At 36.9% G+C, this 26,617-nt stretch carries 25 protein-coding genes and 1 riboswitch; of the genes, 5 read left to right on the plus strand and 20 right to left on the minus strand.

The annotated features are described in order from the left end of the window. Positions 1-217: 217 nt before the first annotated feature. The 15 genes from U8D43_RS10650 to U8D43_RS10720 form a co-directional block, all read right to left on the minus strand. Positions 218-1,321, minus strand: coding sequence for a polysaccharide pyruvyl transferase family protein (locus U8D43_RS10650; protein ID WP_335871161.1), 1,104 nt, complete (start codon positions 1,319-1,321; stop codon positions 218-220). Between the two features lie 105 nt (positions 1,322-1,426). Further along, complete coding sequence (locus U8D43_RS10655) at positions 1,427-2,449, minus strand: glycosyltransferase family 2 protein (protein WP_335871162.1); 1,023 nt, start codon at positions 2,447-2,449, stop codon at positions 1,427-1,429. Between the two features lie 147 nt (positions 2,450-2,596). Then, positions 2,597-3,682 carry an EpsG family protein gene (locus U8D43_RS10660; protein ID WP_335871163.1) on the minus strand — a complete coding sequence of 362 codons (1,086 nt, stop codon included), beginning with the start codon at positions 3,680-3,682 and terminating at the stop codon, positions 2,597-2,599. 306 nt (positions 3,683-3,988) lie between these two features. After that, positions 3,989-4,888 (minus strand): ATP-grasp fold amidoligase family protein, encoded by a 900-nt coding sequence (locus U8D43_RS10665; protein ID WP_335871164.1) that lies wholly within the window; start codon positions 4,886-4,888, stop codon positions 3,989-3,991. A 1-nt stretch (position 4,889) separates the two neighbouring features. After that, positions 4,890-5,993 (minus strand): glycosyltransferase family 4 protein, encoded by a 1,104-nt coding sequence (locus tag U8D43_RS10670; RefSeq protein WP_226086139.1) that lies wholly within the window; start codon positions 5,991-5,993, stop codon positions 4,890-4,892. A 15-nt stretch (positions 5,994-6,008) separates the two neighbouring features. Then, the gene (locus U8D43_RS10675) at positions 6,009-6,893 is read right to left on the minus strand and encodes an NAD-dependent epimerase/dehydratase family protein (RefSeq protein WP_335871165.1); all 885 of its coding nucleotides are present in this window, start codon (positions 6,891-6,893) and stop codon (positions 6,009-6,011) included. Positions 6,894-6,923: 30 nt separating this feature from the next. Beyond that, positions 6,924-7,559 carry a sugar transferase gene (locus U8D43_RS10680; RefSeq protein WP_335871166.1) on the minus strand — a complete coding sequence of 212 codons (636 nt, stop codon included), beginning with the start codon at positions 7,557-7,559 and terminating at the stop codon, positions 6,924-6,926. 3 nt (positions 7,560-7,562) lie between these two features. After that, positions 7,563-8,099, minus strand: a complete 537-nt coding sequence (locus U8D43_RS10685; RefSeq protein WP_335871167.1) for a PglD-related sugar-binding protein — start codon at positions 8,097-8,099, stop codon at positions 7,563-7,565. 608 nt (positions 8,100-8,707) lie between these two features. Then, the gene (locus tag U8D43_RS10690; RefSeq protein WP_335871168.1) at positions 8,708-9,019 is read right to left on the minus strand and encodes a type II secretion system protein; all 312 of its coding nucleotides are present in this window, start codon (positions 9,017-9,019) and stop codon (positions 8,708-8,710) included. A gap of 197 nt (positions 9,020-9,216) precedes the next feature. Continuing rightward, complete coding sequence (gene galU / locus U8D43_RS10695; protein WP_335871169.1) at positions 9,217-10,098, minus strand: UTP--glucose-1-phosphate uridylyltransferase GalU; 882 nt, start codon at positions 10,096-10,098, stop codon at positions 9,217-9,219. A gap of 13 nt (positions 10,099-10,111) precedes the next feature. Further along, positions 10,112-11,938, minus strand: a complete 1,827-nt coding sequence (locus U8D43_RS10700; protein ID WP_335871170.1) for a polysaccharide biosynthesis protein — start codon at positions 11,936-11,938, stop codon at positions 10,112-10,114. 84 nt (positions 11,939-12,022) lie between these two features. Beyond that, on the minus strand, positions 12,023-12,172 hold the full coding sequence (locus tag U8D43_RS10705; protein ID WP_335871171.1) for a hypothetical protein: 150 nt from the start codon (positions 12,170-12,172) through the stop codon (positions 12,023-12,025). 362 nt (positions 12,173-12,534) lie between these two features. Beyond that, positions 12,535-13,296, minus strand: a complete 762-nt coding sequence (locus U8D43_RS10710) for a tyrosine-protein phosphatase (protein WP_335871172.1) — start codon at positions 13,294-13,296, stop codon at positions 12,535-12,537. Between the two features lie 82 nt (positions 13,297-13,378). Continuing rightward, positions 13,379-14,053 (minus strand): CpsD/CapB family tyrosine-protein kinase, encoded by a 675-nt coding sequence (locus tag U8D43_RS10715; RefSeq protein ID WP_335871205.1) that lies wholly within the window; start codon positions 14,051-14,053, stop codon positions 13,379-13,381. 19 nt (positions 14,054-14,072) lie between these two features. Then, positions 14,073-14,822, minus strand: coding sequence for a YveK family protein (locus tag U8D43_RS10720; RefSeq protein WP_335871173.1), 750 nt, complete (start codon positions 14,820-14,822; stop codon positions 14,073-14,075). A gap of 220 nt (positions 14,823-15,042) precedes the next feature. On the opposite strand from U8D43_RS10720, the gene U8D43_RS10725 reads away from it, so the two are divergent. Continuing rightward, positions 15,043-15,831: an SGNH/GDSL hydrolase family protein gene (locus tag U8D43_RS10725; RefSeq protein WP_335871174.1), complete on the plus strand. Its 789-nt coding sequence runs from the start codon at positions 15,043-15,045 to the stop codon at positions 15,829-15,831. A gap of 126 nt (positions 15,832-15,957) precedes the next feature. After that, positions 15,958-16,896, plus strand: a complete 939-nt coding sequence (locus U8D43_RS10730) for an LCP family glycopolymer transferase (protein WP_335871175.1) — start codon at positions 15,958-15,960, stop codon at positions 16,894-16,896. A 221-nt stretch (positions 16,897-17,117) separates the two neighbouring features. Here the strand turns inward: U8D43_RS10730 and U8D43_RS10735 are convergent, their stop codons facing one another. Both U8D43_RS10735 and U8D43_RS10740 read right to left on the minus strand, forming a co-directional pair. Continuing rightward, a complete protein-coding gene (locus U8D43_RS10735; protein WP_335871176.1) occupies positions 17,118-18,041 on the minus strand; it encodes a C40 family peptidase in 924 nt (307 codons plus the stop codon). Positions 18,042-18,400: 359 nt separating this feature from the next. Next, positions 18,401-20,146 carry a cell wall-binding repeat-containing protein gene (locus tag U8D43_RS10740; RefSeq protein WP_335871177.1) on the minus strand — a complete coding sequence of 582 codons (1,746 nt, stop codon included), beginning with the start codon at positions 20,144-20,146 and terminating at the stop codon, positions 18,401-18,403. A gap of 149 nt (positions 20,147-20,295) precedes the next feature. Between U8D43_RS10740 and U8D43_RS10745 the strand changes: the two genes are divergently transcribed. Next, positions 20,296-21,234: an LCP family glycopolymer transferase gene (locus U8D43_RS10745; RefSeq protein ID WP_335871178.1), complete on the plus strand. Its 939-nt coding sequence runs from the start codon at positions 20,296-20,298 to the stop codon at positions 21,232-21,234. Positions 21,235-21,742: 508 nt separating this feature from the next. Here U8D43_RS10745 and U8D43_RS10750 read toward each other — a convergent pair. The 3 genes from U8D43_RS10750 to U8D43_RS10760 all read right to left on the minus strand — a co-directional run bounded on the left by U8D43_RS10750 (position 21,743) and on the right by U8D43_RS10760 (position 23,809). Beyond that, on the minus strand, positions 21,743-22,495 hold the full coding sequence (locus U8D43_RS10750; RefSeq protein ID WP_335871179.1) for a hypothetical protein: 753 nt from the start codon (positions 22,493-22,495) through the stop codon (positions 21,743-21,745). A gap of 335 nt (positions 22,496-22,830) precedes the next feature. Continuing rightward, positions 22,831-22,992, minus strand: coding sequence for a hypothetical protein (locus tag U8D43_RS10755; RefSeq protein ID WP_335871180.1), 162 nt, complete (start codon positions 22,990-22,992; stop codon positions 22,831-22,833). A gap of 319 nt (positions 22,993-23,311) precedes the next feature. Continuing rightward, positions 23,312-23,809, minus strand: a complete 498-nt coding sequence (locus U8D43_RS10760) for a hypothetical protein (protein ID WP_335871181.1) — start codon at positions 23,807-23,809, stop codon at positions 23,312-23,314. Positions 23,810-24,012: 203 nt separating this feature from the next. Beyond that, a riboswitch (cyclic di-GMP riboswitch) is annotated at positions 24,013-24,098 on the plus strand. 282 nt (positions 24,099-24,380) lie between these two features. Here U8D43_RS10760 and U8D43_RS10765 point away from each other — a divergent pair. Both U8D43_RS10765 and U8D43_RS10770 read left to right on the plus strand, forming a co-directional pair. Continuing rightward, positions 24,381-25,043, plus strand: a complete 663-nt coding sequence (locus tag U8D43_RS10765; RefSeq protein WP_335871182.1) for a hypothetical protein — start codon at positions 24,381-24,383, stop codon at positions 25,041-25,043. 12 nt (positions 25,044-25,055) lie between these two features. Then, the gene (locus U8D43_RS10770) at positions 25,056-26,384 is read left to right on the plus strand and encodes an efflux RND transporter periplasmic adaptor subunit (RefSeq protein WP_335871183.1); all 1,329 of its coding nucleotides are present in this window, start codon (positions 25,056-25,058) and stop codon (positions 26,382-26,384) included. Positions 26,385-26,617: the final 233 nt, after the last annotated feature.

Below are 26,617 nucleotides of genomic sequence, written 5' to 3' on the forward strand. Positions count from 1 at the left end.
CTGATCCGATAATTCCTAGAATATTAAATAGGCGTCGCTTGTATGCGACGCACCATAAAAGTAAGATAATGTAATTTTTCCGCCAAAATCAGAATGTTTTGATACTATAGTAATCAACCTTATTATTAAAGCTGTTTTTTCATATAATAACTAATTCACCGTTTTTAGTTAATGCCAAAGTAATAATTTATTATAAGGCACTAACTAACATATTAGTTTAAATACTTTTTTCTAATTTCTTTAGTTCTTTAATCATAATATTCTTGAATTTATCGGGTCTAACTATATTTGGAACTTTATTTTCATTAAGAATAGCCTCAAAATTTTCAATGTTATAATCTATATCATTTACATTATATCTATAATCATGATTTATAGTATTTAGGAATTCAGTACACTTAGCATGGTATTCAACTAGCATAAATGGTTTTTCTAATGCATATGCTAGGATTCCAGAGTGTAATCTAACACCAAATACCAAATCACAATTATTCATTTCTTCTATCATGTGTTTAGTGTTATTTGTGTAATTAACAATTCTTGTTTTAACTTTTTCACAAAAATAATCATTAAATTGCTTTGTTATTTCTAAATCTCCATATTTGGGGTTACCATTAAAAACTATAAAAACTAGTTCTTCTATGTTTCTGTGTTTATCTAAAACATTATCCAAGAAAGATTTTATAGACTCCTCTCTTTTATGTTCGTCTTTTATATCTCCGCCTTTGATGCTTTCATACCGACATAAACTTATAGCTAATTTAATTTTATCGGTATCGGAACGTTTCCTATGTTTTGTCAAATCAGGATAAACTTCCTTAATTAAGATTGCGTTATCAAAACAGAAGCTTAATCTTTCGTCAATTTGCATTTCTTCCCCAATTTTTTCCGAACTATAATCTCGCACGGAAACAAATTTAAATTTATTAAGTAAATCCCTTGTTTGATTAAATTCATTACTATTTTTAAACGGGCCTAGTGAAGTGCCAATTGTACCAGTCTTATTTGATAAATAAGGGATTTTTCTTAGATAATACTTTAAATCTTTAAAACTCGTTCCTCCGCCAGTAAATAATGACCCACCAAAATAAATGATCCTTCTAGAAAAAATACAAACTATTAATTCTATAATTCTTCTTAGTAATCCGTTTTTTATTTCTACCTTTATAGTCTTATTTGAAACATCAGGTAAACTATGTCCAATAAAAATTGGTTTTCTATTTTTCCATATATTATTACATATCCATTCAGCAGTTACTGTAAAAATATCATCACCAAGGTTTTTGAATCCATAATACCCTTTAAAGTATATTTTTTTCATGCCCTACTCCTTTAACTTATAACTATTTTTATACTGAACTCTTGCACTTAAAAGGATGACCTTTTATCATAATTAAACTAGTCAAATTTATGACTTTTAGAAGTGTTAATGTGAAGGTTTAAACCTGTTAAGTTTTGTAACAATAGGCTTTATATAAAACAATACATTAATCTTTCCTTTCTTTAATAAAAATAAAGGGATTTTTCTTAATAAAGAAAGCTCTCTATATGATGTTTTATATATTTCGTAAAAATAGGAATCGGTTTGTATTTCCTTTAAAGTATCTAAAAACTCTTTTTCTTTCCCTGTAATATCTGTTGGAGAATACATAATAATTCCACTTATATTTTTTAAAACTCTTCTGTTTAATAATTTCATATAATTTTCAGTATCCAATTCCCATTTAGACAAATATTCACGCCTTATTTTGTCTATCGTTTTAAAACCTTGATAAACATTTGGCTGAAATTTTTTAGTCATACTTGTACTTGAAATTCTATAATTGTATAAAACTTCATCAATGTACTTAATTCTTTTAGCATTTGTTAAAGGTTCTAGTGTATATAAAACATCGTCACCCATTAAAATAGAAGGATAGTGGCGGACTATATCATTATTAAAGCATTCTTTTTTTATTGCTTTTATCCACAAATGATTAAGGCTAGCATCTTGAGTAAATTTTTCATATAATATTTTCTTTTTTCTTCCTTCGAAGATAGTCCCATCTTCAAATACCTTTTCACTTGCGGAAACAACCCCGCTTGAATTAAAGTAATCTGCTCTAAAAATAAAAATATCTGCTTCATATTGATATGTGTGTTCTTTTATTTTCTCTAATGCGAATTCTTTCAATTTATCATCTGCATCTAAAAACAGGATATATTCTCCTAGTGCATTATCCACTCCATTGATCCTGGCGTGAAAAGAACCTTCATTTTTTTGATGAATTACCCTAATTCTAGGATCCATAGAAGCGTACCTATCAGCAATATTGCCACAAGCATCTGTTGAACCATCATTTACAATGATTAACTGAAAATCTCTTTCAGTTTGATTTAAAACTGATTCAATACAATCCCCAATATATCTCTCCGAATTATACATCGGAACCACTATGCTAAACAGCATTGTATCACTCCTCTAAACTCTTTGACACATAAGAAAAAGTACATCTATGCATTAAAAACAGTTAAATACCCCATTAAAATAGAGGTAATAGGTTAATAATAATAAATAATTATTTTTAATTCTCATAAAGCAAAATTCTCGTAACACTTAATATAATAATTTTAAAGGCTCGTATAATGAGTAAGTGCCAAAAACTAAAAATAGTATAATACTTATAGCAATACAAATCATTATCCATATGAACTTAAAGCGGGTGTCCATTTTAATAGAAGGATAAAATAGTATTATAGGTATTAAAAACCAGGCATATCCAGCCAATCTATCTGAAAAACCAATAAAACCAAATAGTACATAGATAGTCGCAAATGATATATAAGCTTTTAATATCCACTCAAAAAGAGTATCATTTTTCAGGTAACGTTTGTAAACCAATAATCCCCAAATAATCCATACTGCTGTGAACATAAGAAAATCCATGCGATTAACCGCACCGTAAAGGGAAATAAAAGATTCAGATGAATATTTTACAACTGCGTCCTCCAATCCCCCACCAAATAGAACTGCTACATTTGTCATTATCTTCTGGTTAATACCTGTAATCATCAGTAAAGCACTAATTCCAAAAACAATGCATAAAAATTTCAATGAAATATTTAACTTCTTAATGATAAATAGAAGAACACCAATAATAGCTGATACATGGAACAAAAGTGAAATGCCTAAAAATACAAGAGCTTTTTTGTAATGATTTTTCGCCAAGTAAACTATTACAAGAAGTAACAAAGTTATTGCAAAACCCTGACGCAGTGCATTTGATAAAAAATTATAAAAGTAAAATAAACTTAAATAGCCAAACAAGATCAAAGGTACAAACTCAGGTGAAATAATTTTCTTTAGAGCAACAATAATAATTACTAGTATTATAAGAACTGTAATAGTCATAAAAAAATATTTGGATGTGCTGATTTGAGATAATACCCATTGATAAGTTACAAATCCCGGTTCCCATCTCACGTATGCAAAAGCTTCAGGCAATGATAATAGCTTATTTGTTTCATATATACCTAGATATCTAACCATATCGATTCTTAAAGGCATAACTAAAGCAACTATTACTAGGAGACAAACAATCAGAAATGTCGTAAAACAGGAAAAAAATTTATTGGCTTTTGAATTTTTCAGCTTCAATTGACTAATAATGACTAAAAAAGCAATTAAAAAATAGTAAAACAATTTAATCAATCCTTATTTTGTTTTTGGCTAACAAACCAAATATTATTCTCAAAGTATTAACTTTCCTGTTTCTGAAAATCTATAAGTAATTTCCAGTAATATTTAGAAATATCCATTATAAGGACTTTTGTCCTGCCATTATAAAATCAAATTCATTAGAACTAAAATTTATTTAAAGGCACATGTTACTTTTCAGACAAAGCATATATATCTTATTTGCGAATATTTTCTTTGACTAATAGTAATGGTCCTTCCCAAATATTTAGCTACACTAAATGTTAGTATATTAGATATCACTTCATATACTTACTTAATTTTCTTGGGTAACTGAAATTCCTTACCTAAAATATAGTCAAAATCATCAGGCACATATCCTTTATACCCACTACCGTTATAAAAGGTGAGTTCTCCAAAGTAAATTTCACCGTCTATATTATATAGGTCAACTCTAACATGTGGAAAATCAGATGAAAGGGCTTTTGCAATTTCTAACATCCTATCAAAATTTTTAGGTTTTTTTATATCTTTTTCTAATGCTGGAATGTCTACTCTTTTATAAGGGAGTTTTCTAAAGGAAGTATCGAATATACCTAACTTTAACCCACCACTTAGGAACCTTTCCACAATTACATATAAAGAAAAAGGTTTTCCATTAAAGCAAAAAAACTTATAATCGACCAAATCATTATTTTGGTCCTTCTCTAATAGCTTTTCGCAAATAATTTTTGGTTTAATTTCATGATACGCCCATTCTCTCCCAACCTTACCTTCCCACGCATTCAACCATTGATTCAATTTTTCCTTTGTAGCTTCAATGTCTAATTTTGATTTATCTTCACAAATTATATTAGTATGACTTCCATTTGTAGTCTTTAAAACAAATTGATCGGGTAATTTATCAAATGCTATATCCTCTGCTCTATCATAAACGCCGTATAATGGAACTAATATATCGCTATATCCTTTTGATTCTACGTAATCTCTTACATCATATTTATCAGAACATTTCACCATTAACTGCTTTCGATAATATAGTTTATACCATTGAATTTTTTCAGTAAATCTTACCGGCTTTTTGATGTTTAATGATCTGCCAGTGCTTATTCCATATTGAAGTTTAATCATTAATTTATCCGGAAGAAAATCAAGAATTTTTAAAAGCTTCAGCCTGAATTTTCGGCTCGGAATTAATTTTTTATAATCCATTCTATGTCACCTCTAACTTATTTACTTCCTTTAAATACTCATCTATGACAATCGTTCTATCAAATTCTCTTTCGACTTTCATCCTTCCAGCTAGACCCATTTGTTTCTTTTCTTCATAGTCCTTTTCTAAAAAACTTTTAATCTTTTCAGTTAAACTTTCAGAAACTCCTACCTCAAATAAATAACCAGACAAACCATCATCAACAACATCCATAGAACCATTAATTTTAGAAGCGATGCAGACTCTGCCCATTGCTGCAGATTCTAAAAGAACATTTGGAACTCCTTCTCCTCCATGAGACGGAAGTATTGTACAGTGGCATTTTTGTATCCAAGATTTTATATCTTTTTGAAAACCGATGTATTTTACAATCCCTTTGGAGTGGAAATTATCAATAATTCCCTTATACCTCTCTTCCTCAATAAAACCTGCAATATAGAAGTTAGTATTTGGGTTAATTTTTTTAATTTTTCTGGCTGCTTCAAGATATTCATCAATACCCTTTAGTTCCATAACTCTTCCTATAAAAATAAAATTGATATTATTATCTAATGGAAAATCACATAATGAATACTGTTCTAAATTCACTCCAGAACCAGGAAGCAACGAAAAGTTATTTCTCACCATATTATTTTTAATAAAGAAATCTTTATCTCCTCTATTTTGAAAAAAAACTTTATATGACCTTTTAAGTGAGATTTTGTATAACATCTTTGCGATCTCACTAATGACATTTTTCTTCAAGAAAGTTGCTCCAGTTCCTGTAATATTACTTATTTGTCTAATTTTCAAAAGATTAGAGGCTATACCTCCATAAATATTTGGTTTAATAGTATATGAAAAAACTATATCTGGTTTTACTTTTTTCATAATCTTGATATAATTTTTAACAAGCTCAAAATCCCTTATTGGATTAACTCCCCGTCGATCTACAGGGGTCTCAATAATTTTGCAACCAATATCACTAAAGAATTGGTTATCTTCAGATTTTGGCATTGATATAAAGACTTCATGATTTTCCTTAATTAGTTTTGTAATAAGCTCTCTTCTAAAATTGTATAGAGTTATAAAATGATTTGATAAAATCAATATTCTCTTTCCCATCTATTACTCCACCTACTATCTATTTAAATATTCCCTAACTTCCCTAGCAATTCCTAGCTCAAATGGTTCAGGGTTATATCCAAAATCTTTTTTAGCTTCCTCATGCGAGAAACATCTATCTTCACTCATACGTTGGACTTTTTCAACATAATCTACTCTTCCCAGCGACCCCATCTTTAAAAATCTAGCTAAAAACACTCCAATGACTAGTGGAAAACTTATAAACGTGTTTTTCTTTCCAAGGTTTTCACTAATCAGCTTAAATGCTCTAAGCATTGTTATTGGTTTTTCACCTGATAGATTATATTCTGATTTTGTTCTCTCTACAGGTAGCATTAACACATCGTAGTATGCTTTACCAAGATCACGTGCATTTACAGGTTGAATTAAACCTTGACCATGATCGATAACTGGAAAGATTCTAAATCTATCTATCATTTTAATAAATTTACTCATATTAAGGTCACATAAATCACCATATATCATTGTCGGACGTAAAATCGTTACTTTAATTTCAGATTCAGCAAGTATAGTTTGTAGTTCAGCTTCAATAACCTTATATTCCTCTGATGCAATTTTAAATTTCGAATAAATTCCAGTTGTATGCACACAAATTGCTCTCGAAACTTTATTGTTAATAGCTGCCTTAATAATTCGTAGTGTATGTCTGATATTTACAATATGGACTATTGTATCTACACCTTTCATACATTTATCAAGAAATGCTTCATCTCTTATATCACCAATTACCTTTTCTATATTCAAACCACTATTATCTAATTGTGAAGTGTCTGAATTTTCTCTAACAATGCATCGAATAGTACCTCTATAGTTATTTTTAATAAGTTCATGTAGAAAATATCTTCCTGTATGTCCTGTAATCCCAGTTACTAATAACATTTTTACACCTCTATTATTTTATATAAAATTTCATGAAGAACCTTTTTCCTTACTACTAGCAACCTCTTTTTTTCTAATGATTCCAGTCCCACCTTCAACAACACCATCACTCTTAATTACACTAATTATGGTTCCAAAGAAACATTTAACATCCATCCAAAGACTAATCCTCTCAACATACTCCCCATCCAACTTAGCTTTAACATCAATAGGCAGTTCATCTCTACCATTTATCTGAGCCCAACCAGTCAACCCGGGTGGAACATCATTGGCGCCATAATTTTCTCTTTCAGCAATCAAGTCATACTGATTCCACAGTGCTGGTCTAGGTCCGATAATACTCATCTGTCCAACAAAGATATTCCATATTTGCGGTAGCTCATCAAGTGACGTCTTTCTCAGAAACCTACCCATTTTAGTAATATATTGTTCTGGATTTTCTAACATATGAGTTGGAGTATCCTTAGGGGTATCGATTCTCATAGTACGGAACTTCAAGATATTAAAATAAGTTTTATTGATTCCAACACGCTTTTGTTTAAAAAGTACTGGGCCTCTTGAATCTATTTTTATAGCAATAATAAGAATTGCAAATATCGGGGATAAAACAATAAGTCCGATTAAGGAAAGAATAATATCTATCAACCTTTTTACTTTCAAATACATTACTTACACCTCAATTTCATAACTAGTTACTTTTTTGTGCTTTTCATCAGCATAAATCATTCCAGCATCTATCTTTTTTAGTCTTTCTATCTTACTGTTCGCTTCAATTATTGCACCTGTATTAATGTGAGAATACTCTCCAACAATGCTATCATGATCTACCATTGCACCTATACTAACGATACAGCCCATCTCTATTATTACTTTGGTATTCAGAACTGCTTTAGCACATACTATGGAGCCAATTGCAATACTAGCGGAAGGACTTACATAAGCTGTTGGATCCACCAAAATTGGAATCTGAAATCCCGACTCCATCAACTCTTTTAACCACTTCATCCTTATTTCATTGCTCCCAATTGCAACAAAAGCATATCTGTAGCTGTTAACAAACTTTTTATAATCTTTACACTTTCCTATCGCAAAATCAGATCTGTCATCTAAGAAATCAATTTTTGGGAATTTTCCCATTGAAATGGCAGTTTCTTTAGCTACTCCTCCATGACCACCAGCACCCAGTATAAGTAAGTTTCCACTCAAAAAAAATCAGCTCCATCTTTACTTCTTTAGTAACTTAGTATTTAATTAGAATAAAACAATGTTCAAACCAACTACTAAACCACTAAAATGTTATCTAATACCGATAGCCACCTCGTAATATCTATTCAATCTACCAATCAAATACGAAATAGATAATCACTTTATATTCACTCTAAACCAAGTTTCTTCCTATTATATATACTTCAATCAATCTATAAATCTCACTAAAAACGTCCCAAACCCTTATCCCGCAAGGCATTCATCATGTTATCTAAGCACGATAGTCAGTTCCTTAACTCCATTCAATATTTTTCCATATTTTAGGTTGCCGAAAAGCCCGTCAAATCAACGTTTTCAAAATCACAACTTCCATATTTTAGGTGAAGATTGACCATTTTATCTTTTTCGATTGATCAAAAAAGAGTATGCGTTATAGATAAAATCAATATATTGTATTAAATTTGTGATTTTCCATCATTTTCAATACTACATATAGCGTCTATCTAACTACGATAGTCACTCCCCCCCCACCATTCAACCACTTCAAAAAAAACAACAAGCTCCCTCACAAAAAAGGAACCTCACCATCATCACTATCCCCATGAACACTACACTTCCACACGCCCATCATCATAACCAACCATCCCACCAACAGGACATATCTCATCGTACTGCAGAAGATGCTCAGAAAACAGAAAGTCACTATGCACAACCTCATCAACCACAAAATGCCGACGATAATCACTCTCTACCTGAAGAAGATTCGAAACACAAACATCTTCCTCCGTTCTTTCTTTCATACCAATAAAAGACAAAACACCGATCGAACCAATAATTCCCAACACTACAATCACTGCTAACATATCAAGGAGAGTGAATCCATCATCGTCACTTACTCTACCACAAAAATCAGAAAGCATAATAGCGTCCCCCTTCACACCGTACATAACTACACTGATGTAAAAGACTCTGATGACAGATAATAAACAAACTATAAAATAAAATCAAGGCTGTTATCTTAAAACAGCCTCATCAACTAACCCAATCTTTCATAGACAAATAATTGTCTAGTAACCCAACTCACCCATCTTAACACAAACAAATAACCATAAAAGGTCTACTGCCCAACTCTCTCCCTCTCAATAACTTCCAGCAAATAAGCCAAAAGCTCACCCTTCAACTCCCCACGCTGCAACGCAAACTCAACCTGAGTCTTAATAAACCCAAACTTCTCCCCAACATCATACCGAACACCCTCAAAATCAAACGCAAACACCCGCTGTATCTCATTCAAAGCCTGAATCGCATCAGTCAACTGAATCTCCCCACCAGCCCCAGTCTCCTGCTTCTCCAAAAACATAAAAATCTCCGGGTTCAAAATATAACGCCCCATAATCGCCAAATTAGAAGGTGCCGTCCCCTGCTTAGGCTTCTCCACAAACTGATTCACCTGATAACGACGACCTGTATTCATCAATGGATCAATAATCCCATAACGATGCGTCTCTTCCTCTGGCACCGTCTGAACCCCAATTATCGAAGAAAGTGTCTTATCATACTCATCCATCAACTGACGTAAACAAGGTGTCTCAGCCTGCACAATATCATCACCCAATAACACCGCAAACGGCTCATTTCCAATAAACTTACGAGCACTCCAAACCGCATGACCTAACCCTTTAGGTTCCTTCTGACGAATATAATGAATATCAACCTTCGAAGACTTTTGCACTTCTTCTAATAACTCCAATTTCCCTTTTTCTAACAAGTTCTGCTCTAATTCAAACGAATTATCAAAATGATCCTCAATCGCTCGTTTCCCTTTACCTGTAACGATAATAATATCTTCAATCCCCGATTCAACCGCTTCTTCCACAATATATTGAATCGTCGGCTTATCCACAATCGGAAGCATTTCCTTTGGCATGGCTTTTGTCGCTGGCAGGAATCTTGTCCCTAATCCCGCTGCTGGTATAATCGCTTTTCTCACCTTTGTCATCCTGTCTTCCCCCTTAGTTCGCGGTTTTCACTAATAACTCTTCTTCCTTACTATTCGCTAAATTCAAAACATATTGCGAAATATATTCTTCTCCACTTGTTTCGTGGTTTTCAATTAAATGGCTAACACGATCATAGTCCACTTTAACTGACTTTCCAATAAATATCTTCGGGAAAATCGCTTCGCCGTGAATCTCACCCTCACCTAGTAACTCTTCATACATCTTCTCGCCAGGGCGAATGCCTGAGAAGGATAAACCGATTTCGTCAATGGTATAACCGGATAATTGAATCAAGTTCTTCGCCAGATCAACAATCTTCACCGGCTCACCCATATCGAGGACAAATATCTCGCCACCACGAGCCAATGAACCTGCTTGTAGCACCAATCGAGAAGCTTCTGGAATCGTCATGAAATATCTTGTCATATCAGGATGGGTGACCGTGACCGGACCCCCTGCTTCAATTTGTCTTTTAAACAACGGAATCACACTGCCGCGACTTCCTAATACATTTCCAAATCGAACGGCGACAAATTTAGTCGAGCTATGGGCATCCAAGTTCTGCACAACCATTTCAGCAATTCTTTTTGTTGAGCCCATCACATTCGTTGGATTCACTGCCTTATCCGTCGAAACCATCACAAAGGTACTGACACCGCTCATATCGGCTGCTTCAGCGACATTCTTCGTGCCAATGACATTGTTTTTCACCGCTTCTTTAGGATTAAACTCCATTAACGGGACATGCTTATGAGCAGCCGCATGATAAACGACATCCGGACGATGCTCACTCATCACGTCAAACATACGGTCACGATCCTGGACATCCGCTATAACCGGGATAATGTCTATATCTTGCCCATATTTTTTCCGTAATTCCAAATCAATGAGATAGATACTATTTTCTCCATGACCTAATAGTAGAAGTTTTTTTGGAGCAAAATGGGTCAATTGACGGCAAATTTCCGAACCAATCGATCCTCCCGCTCCTGTGACTAAAATCGTTTTTCCGGATACCATATCGGAAATCGACTCGATATCTAGTTGAACAGGTTCTCTTCCTAATAAATCCTCTACTTCAACCTCTCGAATCTGACTGACGGATACCTTCCCAGTCAACACGTCTTCAATTAGTGGCATGATTTTCGTTTTCGCTTTTGATTTCCTGCATTCTTTATAAATCCGCTGTAATTCATGCTTGCTTAAGGAAGGAATCGCAATGATAATTTGCTCGACTTGATGCTTTTCAACAAGCTCCTCGATATTAGCAATGGCACCTTCAACAGTTACACCTTGAATTTGCAGCTTCTGCTTTTTAGGGTTATCATCGACCATTACTACTGGTTGTAATTCTGAGTCGTCACTGTGGGTTAGCTGGCGAATGGCCATCGATCCGGCTGCTCCAGCGCCAACGATTAATGTCCGCTTTTTTTCTACTTTTGGCTTCATATACACATCTCTGTATACCCGCCAAGAAAAACGAGAGCCCCCAATTAGAATCACATGCAACATCCACGTAATCGCTAATACGCGAAAGTAGATATCCTGTTGCACAGCAAATTGAATAACCGCTGCCGCAACAATCGAGAAACTAACCGATTTAACGATGACGGTTAATTCTCCGACACTCGCATAGGCCCACGCTTTATGATAAAGGCGATACTTTATTGCAAAGGCATGATGACAAATCAAGAGAGAAATCGCACTCACGGTCAATAGTCCCCAATTACCATCTAGGTCATAAGGGTGAAGGATGATATAACTAGCAAAAATCGCAAACAGTACAATCACCGAGTCTAGTAATAGTAGTAACGAGAGCCTTCTTCTTTCATATGACATTTGATATTCCTTCCTTTCTTCAAGTTACTTCAAAATAAATATCCAATGAAAAAACAAGGAGCCAGTTGTCTTTTCGTTAGATATTTATGCATTGATCTTTAACGTTTCTTTTCGCTTGGCGATGCTTTCATGAATCATGTTTTCAATTAGAAGCAGTTGTTTTAATTCCGCATCTTGTTGAATGTATTGAACGGTTTTCTTAATGGTTTTTGGTAATGTTTGAAACGGAGTCATAAAAATAAGTTCACCTTTGTATAAAATTCAAAAGAATATATAGGGCATTCAACCCCTCCTCACACCATATCACCGACAACAACCGTGTCTAAGGTATTGAGTCTCAATACCCACGATATGACCGAGTGCCTCCGTTGATAAAGGTTAGGAGGCATCACCTACAAGCTATCGAGTAGTAGTTGTTTTCGCAAAAATTGTGGCTTTCCGAATAGGGATTTAACCCTTGACTTATATGACTTCGTACTCTCTTCCTAATGAGAAATTTTGATTTCTACATTAAAGGGAAGAAACAACTCGATAAAGACTTCCTGCCTGTTTTTTCTTTGAGCTAGGAGCAAGCAAAGTTTAGGAAAAGAGCCTTGTTAAAAAATCCCCAATATCTTTTTTCGCTGAACTTGCTGGGGCGTGTCTTTCATCACCACTTGATTCTCCGTCACTAAGTACGAGTTTTCGTCAAAATAATAAACCCAATCATTTCCTAGCCTTTTATCAATCACGTCGAAGGCTTCTTCGATGTTAAAGCCACGACTTGTGATATTGTGAGCATCCGATGCGATAAAATGGGTCAGATTGGCTTCGATAAGTTGAAACGATAGCTTTTGTGTCTTCTTGCCGAAGGTACCTGCGACACTTGAAGCGGTCACTTGGCTTAAGGCTCCGTTTTGGATCAATTCATAAAGTTTATTTGGGTCTTCTGAGATCTCTGTGTTCCGTTCGGGATGAACGATGACAGGTGTTAAGCCTTCTAGTTGAATCTCATATAATAGATGTCTAGCGTATCTTGGAATCTGGTTCGATGGAAATTCGATAAATAAGTAGTTTGAGTGATTGAGGGTCAGAATATCACCACTTCGATAGTCTTCTAAAATTTCCCCATAAATTCGTGGTTCTTGTCCTGGAAGTACCTGTAACTGAATCTGTTCTTTTTGTAAGGTATTGTTTAGCTGTTGCGTCGCCATTAAGATATCGTCTTTTTTATTATGGTATTTGCTATTCAGATGCGGAGTCGCAATGATTGCTTTCACACCTTCTTTTACGGCTTGTCGAGCCATCTCGATGCTGTTTTGTAGTTCTTTGGCACCATCATCGATACCAGGTAGAATATGACTATGAATATCAATCATTGCTTTTCCTCCTTTTCACACGCGGACATTATCTTAACATAGTTAAGATTAGATGGCTATGGGTGATTTTGTCGGATTTCGTCTAATTATTTCCGTAGTAGTAGTAATAATTGGAATCCTTCATGCTCCTATTATTGAGAACCACACCCATTACTTTCGCCTTCGCGTTTACGAGTAGTTCTTTTGCTTTTATGAGCGCATCCTGATTCGTACCACCAGATGAGACAACCAAAATCGTACCATCTACCTGATTAGCAATCACCTGTGCATCTGTCACCGCTAATAGTGGCGGGGTATCAAATAATAAAAGATCATAGTCTTCATAGGCTACTTTCAAAAAATTCTCCATTGACTTCGAGCTTAGTAACTCCGCAGGGTTCGGTGGTGTCGGCCCACATGGGAGTAAGTCTAAGTTTTTAATATCTGTTTCCTTCGCTGCTTCTCGTAACGATACTTGCTTCGTCAATACATTTGTAAGTCCAACAGTGTTGGTTAAGTTAAACGTATAATGTGCCGTTGGTTTGCGCATGTCCGCATCAATCATTAGTACTTTCTTCCCTTGCTGAGCAAACACGACAGCTAAGTTAGCGATTGTGGTCGATTTTCCTTCCCCAGGACCAGAAGATGTCACCATGATCGAACGTACTTCCTGATCAACAACCGAGTACTGGATATTCGTTCTTATTGTTTTATATTGCTCTGAGATTGGTGATTTGGGATTTAAGTGGGTAATGATGTTACGTTTATTTTTATTCATCTCTACTTTTTTTCGTTTATTAAGAGCCAAGAGTCTCACCTCGTAATTGTCTATTCCGGTCAACACGTCTTGCAGCTGACTCTATTTCCGCGTTATCCATTTTCGTAACCACACCTAAAACTGGAAGTTCAAGTAATTTTTCGACATCTTGCTCGGTTTTAACGGTGTTATCTAAGAATTCTAGTAAAAATGCTAGTCCTACCGCTGTCATTAAACCGACAACTAGCGCAATCGCCATATTTAATACCGGTTGTGGTTTAATCGGAGATTGCTTGTCACCCATCTCTGCTTTTGCTAGAACCGTGATATTATCAACATTCATAATTTCGACGATTTCACGTTGAAACACTTCCGCTGTTTTATTCGCAATATCCACAGCCGTCTGCGGATCCTCACTTTGAACCGTAATCCCAACAACTTGCGAATCCTTTTGACTCTGAACGGTTAATTGTTCATTTAACCCTCCTACTGTTGTTTCAAGATTCAATTCATCAATCACTTTTTCCAATATGACCGGACTTTTCATAATCACGCTATACGTATTGATCAATTGTAAATTCGTTTGTATATCACTTGTATTAAAGGCTGCTTGCTCACCTGAGTTTGATTTATTCACTAATAGTTGCGTAGATGATTGATAAATCGGGGTTAATAAAAAGAAGCTCGCTAAACCACTAACCATCACAGCTAGTAATGTAATACTAGTGATTAAGCCAATGCGTTTCTTTAAGGTGTCAAATAACTCTTTCAAACTAATTGTTTCTTCCATAATTTCCTCCTATAAAAAATTATTACTCTACTATATGAATCTGGCAAACGCTTGTAGTATTATAGCATAAAAGCTTGTAAATTTTATCAAATGTTGTCATAATTTTAGTTATCTTGTAATTGCCCTGCTACTTAATTAAAAACCATTTGGAATAGAAATGGAAGGGCAATCGCTAAAATGGCATTATTTACTTTTTACTGTAATACGGGGAGGAATGACAATGAAAGGCTTTCTTATGGGCTTGATGACGATTACATGCCTGGCTATTCTTGTTTCCGGAAATATCTACTGGAAACAACAAACGACTATTACTGATGCAAAATCAGAAGATAGGCAAGTTGAGAATAAGGAAAAAAGCGATAAAGTACGCATTATTACGAATGATAATTTCGATGTTTATTTAAATTTAACAGGAGGATGGCCTGCACAAGCTAAAGCTACCTACGAAGAAGCTTTACTTGAGGGTACACCCTTTTCCATTGCTATTATCGGTTCTGATGCTATGAATTCCGTTGAGAATGGTTGGGATCAACTCGTAACCAAAAAGATAGAAGAGAACTTTGACGACACGATTACGACCTACTCTCTTCCTTATAATAATACAACCACCTCATTCGTTGAGGATTCAGTGTATGAAGAGGCGATTGAACAAAAACCTGACTTAATTATTTTTGAGCCGTTTACCCTAAATGACAACGGGCTCGTTCTGATTGAGGACTCATTACTTATTATCGAGAACATTCAAACAGCTTTTTCAAAAGAGAACCCTGATACCGTCTTTATACTGATGCCACCTCAACCGCTCTATATGCCTAATGGTTATCAAAATCAGGTGAACGCGTTAGCAGAATACGTAGAAGAAAACGAAATTCCTTATATTAATCACTGGGAAAACTGGCCAGCAACGGATGATATTCTCATCAAGGATTACTTGGACGAAGAAAGTAACCCCAATGATAAAGGTCACAAAGCTTGGGCATCGGCTATTACAGACCTACTCATTCAATAACTCTTGATAGAATCTAGACTTAGTGTCTGGATTCTCTTTTTGTTGTTTTCCGACATTTTCATATTGTATTTTCCTTTTTTTTTGATATGCTAATGCTTGTACCTAAGTAAAGAAAGGAATAATTTGATGCGATCAGATAAACATATAAAAAAGAAAAGAAAATGGCTTAAATACCTACTCATTATTGTTAGCATTATTATTATTGGCCTTGCTGCCTATCTATATTCGATTTACCACTCATTTAATTCAGCGATTTCCTCGATGCATACCGAAACGAGTCGAGATAAGTCGCCAAAGCGAGTCGAGGAACTGACTTTTTCGAAGAAAGAACCCTTCTCGGTGCTTCTGTTAGGCGTTGATGAACGTGAAGGTGATAAAGGTCGATCGGACACGATGATCGTCTTGGCAGTCAATCCTGAGCTGAAATCGGTGAAGATGCTGAGCATCCCGCGTGATACGTATACAGATATCATTGGTCACGGGACAACCGACAAAATCAATCATTCCTATGCTTTTGGAGGAGTCGACATGGCGATGGATACTGTGGAAAACTTTTTAGATATTCCGATTGATTATTTTGTGCAGATTAACATGGAAGGCTTCGCAGAAATTGTCGATGCGGTTGGTGGGGTGACTGTTGAAAATGATTTTGCCTTTAATGATGCTGGATTCTCATACCCAGAAGGTACCCTACAATTAAGTGGGGAAAAAGCACTAGTATTTTCTCGGATGAGATACAAAGATCCACGAGGTGATTTTGGACGACAACTTCGTCAACGCCAAATCATTCAAGGAGTGATGAAAGAGGGCGCCAGTCTTTCGAGCTTATGGAATTTCCAAGACATTTTTTCCACACTTGGCAATAATATCAAAACAAATCTGACCTTCTCAGAAATGGTCGATATTCAGAAAAACTATAAAAGTGCCACCAAATCAATCAACCAGGTTTCGATTGATACAGGCTACGGTGAAACGATGAATGGGATTTGGTACTATATCATCCCAGATGAGGAAGTTGTCAAAATACAGAATGAAATGAAAACGCATTTGGAGTTAAATTCTTAAATAAAGACTTTTTTGTATGGCTCTCTTAGTATACATTGTGGCTATTTCATCTTATTTTTGATTAAATCACCCATTTCAACGTTGATTCCCATCAAAAATTGACGAAATAATACCCGAAACAAAGCTATATCACCAATTATTAACTGGTTCGAAAAGCAACAAATTTTGCGAAAACAGCCTAAATAAAAAAAGCAGAAACCCGCTTGGATTTCTGCTTTTTTTTATTTTATACGCTTATAGCCAGCGAATTTTGGTCCCCAGTAGGTATTCGAAAGTGATGTTACACTGACTCCCTTGGAGGAAGAAGCGTGAATAAACTCGTTATTTCCTAAATAGATGCCCATATGAGAAATACCTGATTTATACGTGTTTTCAAAAAAGACTAAATCACCTGGCTGAGGATTGGACACACTAACAGACAGACTATAATAACCATCTGTGTTCGTTCGAGCTAGGTCTTTTCCAGCTTGATTGAACGCATAATAAATAAATCCTGAACAATCAAAGCCACTTGGCGTTGTTCCAGCCCAAAGATAAGGAGTGCCAAGTACCTTCTTCGCTTCAGAAATCAAGGTAGCAACCGCGAAGGCATTCGTTGGTTCAGGTGTAACTGCTGCAGTAGATACCTTCAAGGTTTGACCAACATAAATTAAATCAGAACTAAGAGAATTCAAATCTTTTAACTGCGATACACTCATGCTATTTCGCTTAGCGATATGAGAAAGCGTGTCACCTGCTTGCACAGTATACATCGTTGTTTGCTTCGGCTCAGGTGTAGCTGCTGTTCCCGCTACCTTTAATGTTTGTCCCACATAAATGAGATCAGAAGTTAATCCATTCAAGTTTTTTAGCTCAGGTACCGACAGCCCATATATTTTAGCGATTTTATAAAGATAATCACCAGACCGAACCGTGTATGTGCTTGCTGTACTCCCATCTGGTACTGCTAATGTTTGATTAATATAGATGAGGTCACCTGTTAGATGGTTGGCTTGTTTTAATGAGGTTACGGTTGTGCCGTAGTTTTTGGCAATGAGTGAAAGTGAATCACCTGATTTTACTGTATAGCTCGCTGCGCCTGCTGTAGAAGCGAATCCAGTAGTTAAAAAAGCTGCTGTTGTTAAAGTAAGTAACGTCTTTTTCATCGGCTTTTCCTCCAAAGGGTGTTTTTTATGGCTTTTTTGTTTAGTCGATGAGGATTGTCGCCCTCTCTCTTTACTTCGTCTAAATGGTAACATGGATTAAGAGGTTACTTGCTAGGAATCTATGGATTTACTGGTCGTTGCTACCAATGTAAGCGGTGTTTTTCCCAATTTATTTCTAGTTTTGATGACTTCAGTCTACTATCCTGTCAAGCTATTTGCTTATTTTCGACAAATTGCTACATTCCCAATCATGGGAGATGTTTCTAGTTTATCTACAGAAAACCGAGCCTAAAAATGACTCTAGGCTCGGTTACCCTCTACTTCTATATCCTTAATCTCACTTGTTCAGTCATTCGAACTTACTTAGGTGTATAAAAGTTTTGCGTATAATACACGCCATACGAACCGCCAAAATGAACGCCAACTCCTAATCGTTCATACGCAGCGCTCAGGATGTTTTGACGATGTCCCGCTGAGTTCACCCAGCCATCATGAACAGCAATCGCATTGTAGTAGCCCGCCGCAATATTTTCACCGGCCGCACGATACGTAATCCCCGCTGCAGCCATCCGCTGAAACGGCGACAAACCATCGGGGTTGGTGTGATCAAAAAACGAACGCTCGGCCATGTCTTGACTATGAGTTCTTGCAACAACTTCAATCTTCTCATCCTCTTGCAGAGTCGCCACATTATGGCGAACACGATACGCATTGGTGATGTCTAAAATTTGCCGCTCAAAGCCCTCTCTTAACGTCGTACCACTTGCCTGACGATATCCACTTTTCAAGTCTTCCTTCATGAGTTGCAGTCCACTTAATGTATTGCCGTCATACTGATCGTAATAGAACTGAAGATTCATCCCTTTGTAGAGATAGTCTTTGTTCTGAGATGAGGAGGATTCTGCTCCTATTTCTGCCAGTATTTCCGCTACTCTTGATTGGCTAAGACCTAGTTGAAGACCGTGCTCAGACGTCCAGCTATCCGAGTTAACAAATAGCGCCACAACCTCTCCTCCGCTAACGCCCACTTGTAAATACTTCGCATAATTTTGATTATAAATATACCAGTCAAAATCATAACGAGCTGATTCGATTCGTTGTGGATTTCCTAATTCAGAAAGTAATTCAGTTTCAGTGCTACCAACAGAAACTCCTTGGAAGGCGAATTCTGCGGAATCACCACTAAGATTTTGTTGAACGGTCGCTGAAACGGCATTCACGCCACCTAGAATCGTATGAGCGTCATAGTTTTCCACCAATCCTTCAACAGGATCGGGGATTTCTTCTTTTTTCACTAACAAAATCGGCGCATTTTTCGTCGCTGCTAGTACGGATCCCGCTAGAGCATCGGCAAAGCTTTCTCCGGTTGCCACATAAGCTTGAGTTGATCCCATTGGGAAGGCTTCGGTGATCTTCTTCGCTGTTTCAAAGCGATTTTCCCCACCGTAACGAGTTGGAGAAGGCAATTTCTCTTCCACTTTCGCTGAAATCACGCCATAGCTTCCAACGACAATGGTTTTGCTTTTTTGATCCGTTACTTTTTTTGTCGATGAAGGTAACGTCGCTGTATCGGTTAACACAATCGGAATTCCCTGTTTGGCCGCATACGGGGCAACAGCTAGTGCGTCCGGGAAGTTTCTCCCATTAGCCACGACCGCTTTGGATGACGGCAGGTAGCTGGCAATTTGCGCCGCTGTTTCAAACCGGTCAGCCCCGCCAATTCGGTTGATTTCACCAACGATTTCTGCTAATTCATTCTCAACCGATTCCGCAATGGCTGCTTTACCGCCTAAGAGATACACCTCTTGTACATTTAAGCGTTGCAATTCTTCCAATGTTTCACTCGGTAATTTATTTTTCGTCGTCAGTAATATTGGTGCTTCAAGCATATACGCCAACGGCCCTCCTGCTAATGCGTCAGGAAAAGTTTCTCCGCTCGCCAAGACAACCGTATTAGAATCGTCCCAGCCTGCTCGCGAAATTTCTACAGCTGTATCATAGCGGTTTTCACCACTGATTCGATTGATACTCGCATCAACACTATTCACTTCATAGGAGCTCATCACTAGGATAACTAGCAAGATACTCGCAAATTTTTTTATCAAAATACCCTCTCCCTTTCGTAAACTTCTATTCTAGTATAATGGAAGACGGTCATTATTTCTGTTCATTTTGACAAATTCTACTAATATTCTTCATTTTTGAGTATAATAGACTATATTCTAGTAAAAATCTTCATAAGGTGGGAAGAGAATTGAGAGCTGATAAGCATAAAAAAAAGAAACGTTGGATTAAAATATTCGGTTTCCTATCGATTCTTCTATTCGTAGCCGCTGGTTCGTATGTCTACTCCATTTACCATTCACTAAATAATACGATGGTGGCGATGAATGAAAATGAGGCACGAGCAAAGTCGGATAAACGTGAGGAAAATTTAAGTCTTAACAAGAAACAGCCTTTTTCCGTTCTATTGCTTGGAGTTGATGAACGACAAGGGGACAGAGGACGTTCCGATACGATGATCGTCGTGACCGTAAATCCACAGGAGAATTCCACCAAAATGGTCAGTATCCCACGAGACACCCGTACTGAAATCATCGGAAAAGACTTTGAAGACAAAATTAACCACGCTTACGCCTACGGGGGCATCGACATGTCTTTGGATACCGTGGAAGCCTTCCTCGATATTCCAATTGACTATTACGCAAAAATCAATATGGAAGGATTAGAAGATATCGTCAATGCAGTCGGTGGCGTAACCGTCCAAAACGAGTTGAACTTTACTTACAAAGGTAAGACATTCACCGAAGGTACACTAACGCTGAACGGCGAAGAAGCCCTTCTATTTTCACGAATGAGAAAAAATGATCCCAATAACGATTTCGGAAGACAAGCCAGACAACGACAGATTATCCAAGCCATCATCAAAGAAGGAGCGAGCGTCTCGTCTCTTTGGAATTTCGGCGATATCTTCAAATCAATCGGAAACAACGTGAAAACCAATCTGTCCCTCGCTGAAATGGTCGATATTCAACAGAACTACAAGAGCGCCACCCAGAACATCAACCAGAGACAACTCGAAGGCTCAGGGGCGATGATCAGCAATGGCGAAAAAGAAATCTATTATTATATTGTGGCGAAAGAAGAGCAACAAATAGTGCAGCAGGAATTGAAAAAGCATCTAAACCTTTAATAATGGCTCTTTTCGTATGGATTGTTGCTTTAAGAAGAAATTCTGAATAAAATTCGTTCATTTTTCTGAACAAGACTACCAATTGAAACGAAAAAATGACCCGTAGTGTAGCTATTTAAAAGAAGCGGAACCTATACGAAAAGCCACAAGCTTTGCTAAAACAGCCGTAATAATCCAGTCTCGCAACAAGGGCAACAGGCCGTGAATATGTACGACTTTTTAAGTTTTGTGTATCACTTTTTCCTTGTATGAACATTTCTAGTGGAGATACATGTTTTCCGCTCGATTTGGGGTAGTTTTGTTGCTCAATCTCGATTGATTGTTGCAGTAGGCGAGGTTATTTTAATAGTTGTTTACATGTAAAAAACAGGACACTCCATTGCAGCACCGTACGAAATGATCGGTAATTATCAGACGTTCTGCACCATCATTTCTTACTTCCCTATGCACCGTCTATAAACTGATAGTCAATACGCCTTCGTTCATATGATCGAAGGCGTATTGACTATCAGTCTTCCAACTTCAATAAATCCCATGAAGTAATGATCCCTAACGGTGCTTCACTCTTCTTCCCATTTTCCGTGACGATAATCGCCTCAAGCTTCTGCTTTTTTTTCTGCTTATCTTCAAAAATCGTTTCAATATCGATCACATTAACCTTATCTGAAACAAATTTGACGACGCTTTGAGGTTCATACTTTTTCAAAACGGTCACCTTCTCGTCTCTAAAGTGAACCGATTGGTCCGTTAACTGCTCCGCTACATAATTGACGATCGCTCGCTCGGTCATCAAAAAGGAAAATTTCCCGTCCTGATAAACCGGAAATTGTGAAAAGGAGTGTTGAAGCATATCTGTTAGCACATCGGTTACCAACTCGTCTGTATCATAGAGCTTTACCGGAGACGAAGCAAGTTGAGTGGCGTTCGGTGGCGACTGCAAGAATGCAGCAATTTCCTCAATTCGTGTGACGACCTCTTCGTGCGGGTCTGCGATATAATAATCTCGTTTCGTTTTCTCATGCACGAGGGCATTTCGTAAACGCGCATAGCTTTTAAGATCCTCAAAATAATGGCGAATCGACGCATATCGATGCTTTGTATCATAGAGAAGGTCAACAAATCCATGTGCATCCTTATTCGTCGACAACTTCTCGAGTTCATCATGAATTTGATTATAGGCGACTTCGAACCGCTCAACCTTCTCCGTAACGTTGTTCATCGGGTCTTTAACTTGTGGTTGTTTTTGATAAAAATGGTTCACAGAGCATCCCTTCTTTCTTATTGGATCTTTTCGTACACATTGTTGTTATCGCACTTCCGAGCCAATGGAACATTCCTTTTAGGGGGCGAAAACAGCTTTTCTATTAGAATACACGGAGACGTACTTTCCTATACTAAGCCAAGATTTTTTGGAGATTCTTGCCGGCAGGATTTCCCAATATTTTAGTGCGATGTAATAGTGCGAATTAATTCGTGACATCACTCGATTTTTCTACTTCGCGCTAGAGAAATACTTATGAAAGAAGAAGAAAATCCAAAAAAGAACCCTATCAGCAGTTGAAAAAGTTCTTTTTTCTATATCTATATTCAAAAAAGCTATATCGCTTTTTCTTCTTGATATTGGGTTGTGCTTACAAGTTCACGTTTAAGCCAGTCCATCATTTTTGCTGTATCCATATTGCCATTATTTCCTTCATCCATCGCTTTTGTTAAAAGATATTTTAGTTTATTTTGATCGTCTATCATTGAAGAACGCAAAACTAACCCTCCTAATTATTATTCTACTACTCTATATCCATTTTGGCTCAGTAAAAAACCTCTTCGATTTTTATATTATACAATTAAATTACAATTATCTACAATTGTTTTTTTATAAAGGCTCTTCTCGCATACTTTGTTGTTTTAGCATACAAAAAAGATGGAGACACTCTTTTCTTACCTCATTTCGGGTTAAAAATGATGTGAAAAGATGCCCGAAGTCATTCTTCATCACGAAATGATAGCTAATTCGAAAAGCGACAATCTTTACGAAAACAGCCTTATTAATTTACAAATAACTACTAATATTCATGACAATTTATTGATCTTCTGGCAATTTTCTACTTAATGACTTAAGTTGTGAGTTTTTTTCCCTTCTTCTTCTGCTAGATTGAGGGTTAATCAGGTAGGTAGCTTGTTGCTTATTTTGTCTGACAAGGAAGGAAGCGACTAGTCTGTAGGCAAGCTCTTGATTGATACGTTTCGTTAAAGAAGGATGCGGCTCGACTGTGACTTTCATCTCAGAAATATGAATGATCATCAACGGTTCCGCGAGATTACTAGACCAGACGCTGACTTTTGTACTTCCTTCGGTAACTGGGAGTATTAGCATAGTGGTGGGATGTGATGGTAGATTCTTTGAAGGCAGCGAACAGAGAAGTGTGCTTTGTAAAGCTAAAGCCAAGCTGGAGTGAGAATGAATCGTGATGGAACCATCTGAATTTAACCTACCGTCAACCATAATCCTGTAGCTGGACTGTTTACTGATTTTTATCGGTTTCTGGTTTGATTCAATGCAAATAAAAAACTTGGTCATTCAATCCTCCTTATCCTTAGTAATTATGTACCTACTTCACAACTATAATAGTACCATTTTACCACTCAAAACGTAACCCTTTATTTTACAATTACTTCATACCAAATATTCTATCTATTTCCAGGAATAGTATTCGACGTTTTTCAACAAATTACTATTTACCTATTTTATTTTCATAATTTCGTAGTTAAAATAGGTAGGTGGAACGAAAATGGCAGAATTGCTTAAAGGTAATGGCGCAAAGCTTAAGGAGCTAAGGTCTTTTAGACTATGCTAGCCAGCTATCGAAATCCAAGGAGGATGAGAGACTTGAAATTTTATACACCTGAAGAAATTAAAGTAAGAAAATCAAGGAATACTCGAGTGATGTACATTAGTATCTTTGTTATTACCACTTTATTTATTATCGGTGTTACTTACTTACCATACATTTTATAATGATTGAAGCCCGTTGAGCATCGGAAATTTCCGATGCTTTTATTATTTTGAGTTATTTCTACATTTTATGGAAAAGTCACCTGCGAATGCTGTAGAATAAAGAGAGGATTCTGCTCATTGGAGGATAACATACATGAAATTTAAATTTAACTTTTGGAAAAATCTGCGCCAGCCGTCTACTTCTTTTTATCAATTAGGGATGGTGGAGGCGATCAAATGGCCTTGGGCGAAGATGTTCCTACTTATTCTTTTTAGCGGACTCATTTTCACTGTGAATGCAAGCTTTGGAATAGGAACAAATATTTTAGCTCCGCATATTGTCACCAACACCTTAGGTGAACTAACCGCCCAACATGTATATTTTTTACTCGGTAGTTTACTAGCAGGAATCTTCTTCTCACTCTTCTATCTATTCTTGCCGACGATCTTTTTTTGGAGCATTTCGGAAGAGAGCTTTCACAAACTATTTATTGTCGGAATGATTTCGTTTCTCCCACTTTTAATTGAACGTGTGATGTATTTAGTTCTGGTGTTCACCTTAAATGTGGAATGGTATTATTCTCCCTTTTCACTCGGTGTAATCGCGGAAGAAATAACAAATCTAAAAGCAATTATCTATTTCGCCGGGGCAATTTCGTTATTTAAAGGATGGGCCATCTACTTGCAATTCCGTGGATTATCCCTGCTCACGGAACGAAGACCTGCCCTACTCCTATTTTATATTTGTTTCATTCACCTGTTATTTTGGGGTGCATCCACACTATTAGAATACATCGACTTTACGAGTATATTGTAAAAGGCTGTGACCATGATGAAAAAAAAGAACCTACTCTTATTATTTAGCATTTTATTGATCACCCTGAATGTCTTTTTCATTCAACGGAATCTCTCATCCATTCCGAAAATAAGTTACATTGCCGATTGGGATTATGTGGGTACTTCCACTTTGCGCGATGTGCTAAAGTCGGAGGGGGTTGTCGTCCCATTGGATGAATTCTATGTAACTATTGACGAAAATCGCTCGTTCTCTGAGATTTTCGTCGAAGAAGGCGACACAATCGAGGTCGGCACACCACTTTTCGCTTACGATTCGGATGAACTAGACGAAGAGGTGGCAGAAGTAGAGCGTCAAAAAGACGTAGTAGATGTTGAAATTAAAAGTGTTAAAACATATATTTCTAATTTAAAATCTACCTCGCGCTCACTACCAAGCTTCAACTCCACGGGGGAAGAAGATCATAGCGAAGAAAAAGCAAGTAAGCTTCAAATCGAGTACAGCCTCGATGCTGACATCGCCGCTGCGGAAGTGAAGCTCGACTTACTTGAGGCACAGTCATTGAAGTATAAAGATGAACTGATTGATTTGAAAAATGAACAATCCGGTGGAACGGTTGAAAGCAAAGTAGCTGGCATTGTAGGAGAGATCTCCTACTCATTGGACAACCCTTTTATCACCATAAAATCCGATAGCACGATGATTACCGGTACACTTTCAGAAGCCGAAACCGCTACCGTGAAGCCAGCCATGAAAACAGTTGTCACCTCTCTCGTCCTTAAGGAATCTTTCGACGGGGCGGTCAGTGAAATTGAAACCTATCCAGCTCAAGAACCGGACTCCATGACCGAAAGTCGCTACCCTTACTCCATTCTGCTGACACCGGAAGAAGAGGAAGTGAATGAATTCTCTGATAGTGACGGGGAATCTGAAGATCTTGATGCTGACGAGGATACGGAGACTGATGAAGACGTAGAAATCCCTGTTGAAGAAGCGGAAACCCTTTGGCCTGGCTATCATGTCAGCGTCGACATCATCACCGCTGAAGCAACCGACGTCAACGTCCTTCCGAAGAAAAGTGTCGAAATGAACGGACTAGACTATTTCGTCTGGGGCATCCGTCCAAATGGCTCCACGATGAAAATACACGTCACAAAAGGTCTCGAAGTCAACAACCTAATGGAAGTAAAAGACGGTATCGAAAAAGGCGACCTCTTCCTCCCAAACAAAAAAGCTATAGCCGGGGATCAATCGCCCATCATCACCCCCCTTCATCCCTCACAAGTAAAGGTGAAGGAACTGAAAGAGATGAATCGATATTTAATCATGAAGAATATTCTTTTTGGATTAGTTGAAAGATAAACTGTTTAAGAGCCTCGAGCGTTAGGGCTCTTTTTTTATGGGTTGGCGGAGGCGGGGGATGCTCTACTTTGACTGACTAATGCACATCTTCGTGATGTATGCACGACTTTGTGCCCGATATGCACATCTTTTCTCGGTTATGCACGACTTCCACAGTTTATCCCTCCTACCACCTAGCACACCCTCTCTTCCTAAAACATATGGTAAGTTGCACACATCTTTGTTCCTTAACT

The organism is Bacillus sp. 2205SS5-2, from assembly GCF_037024155.1.
Taxonomy (GTDB): Bacteria; Bacillota; Bacilli; order Bacillales; family Bacillaceae_K; genus Bacillus_CI.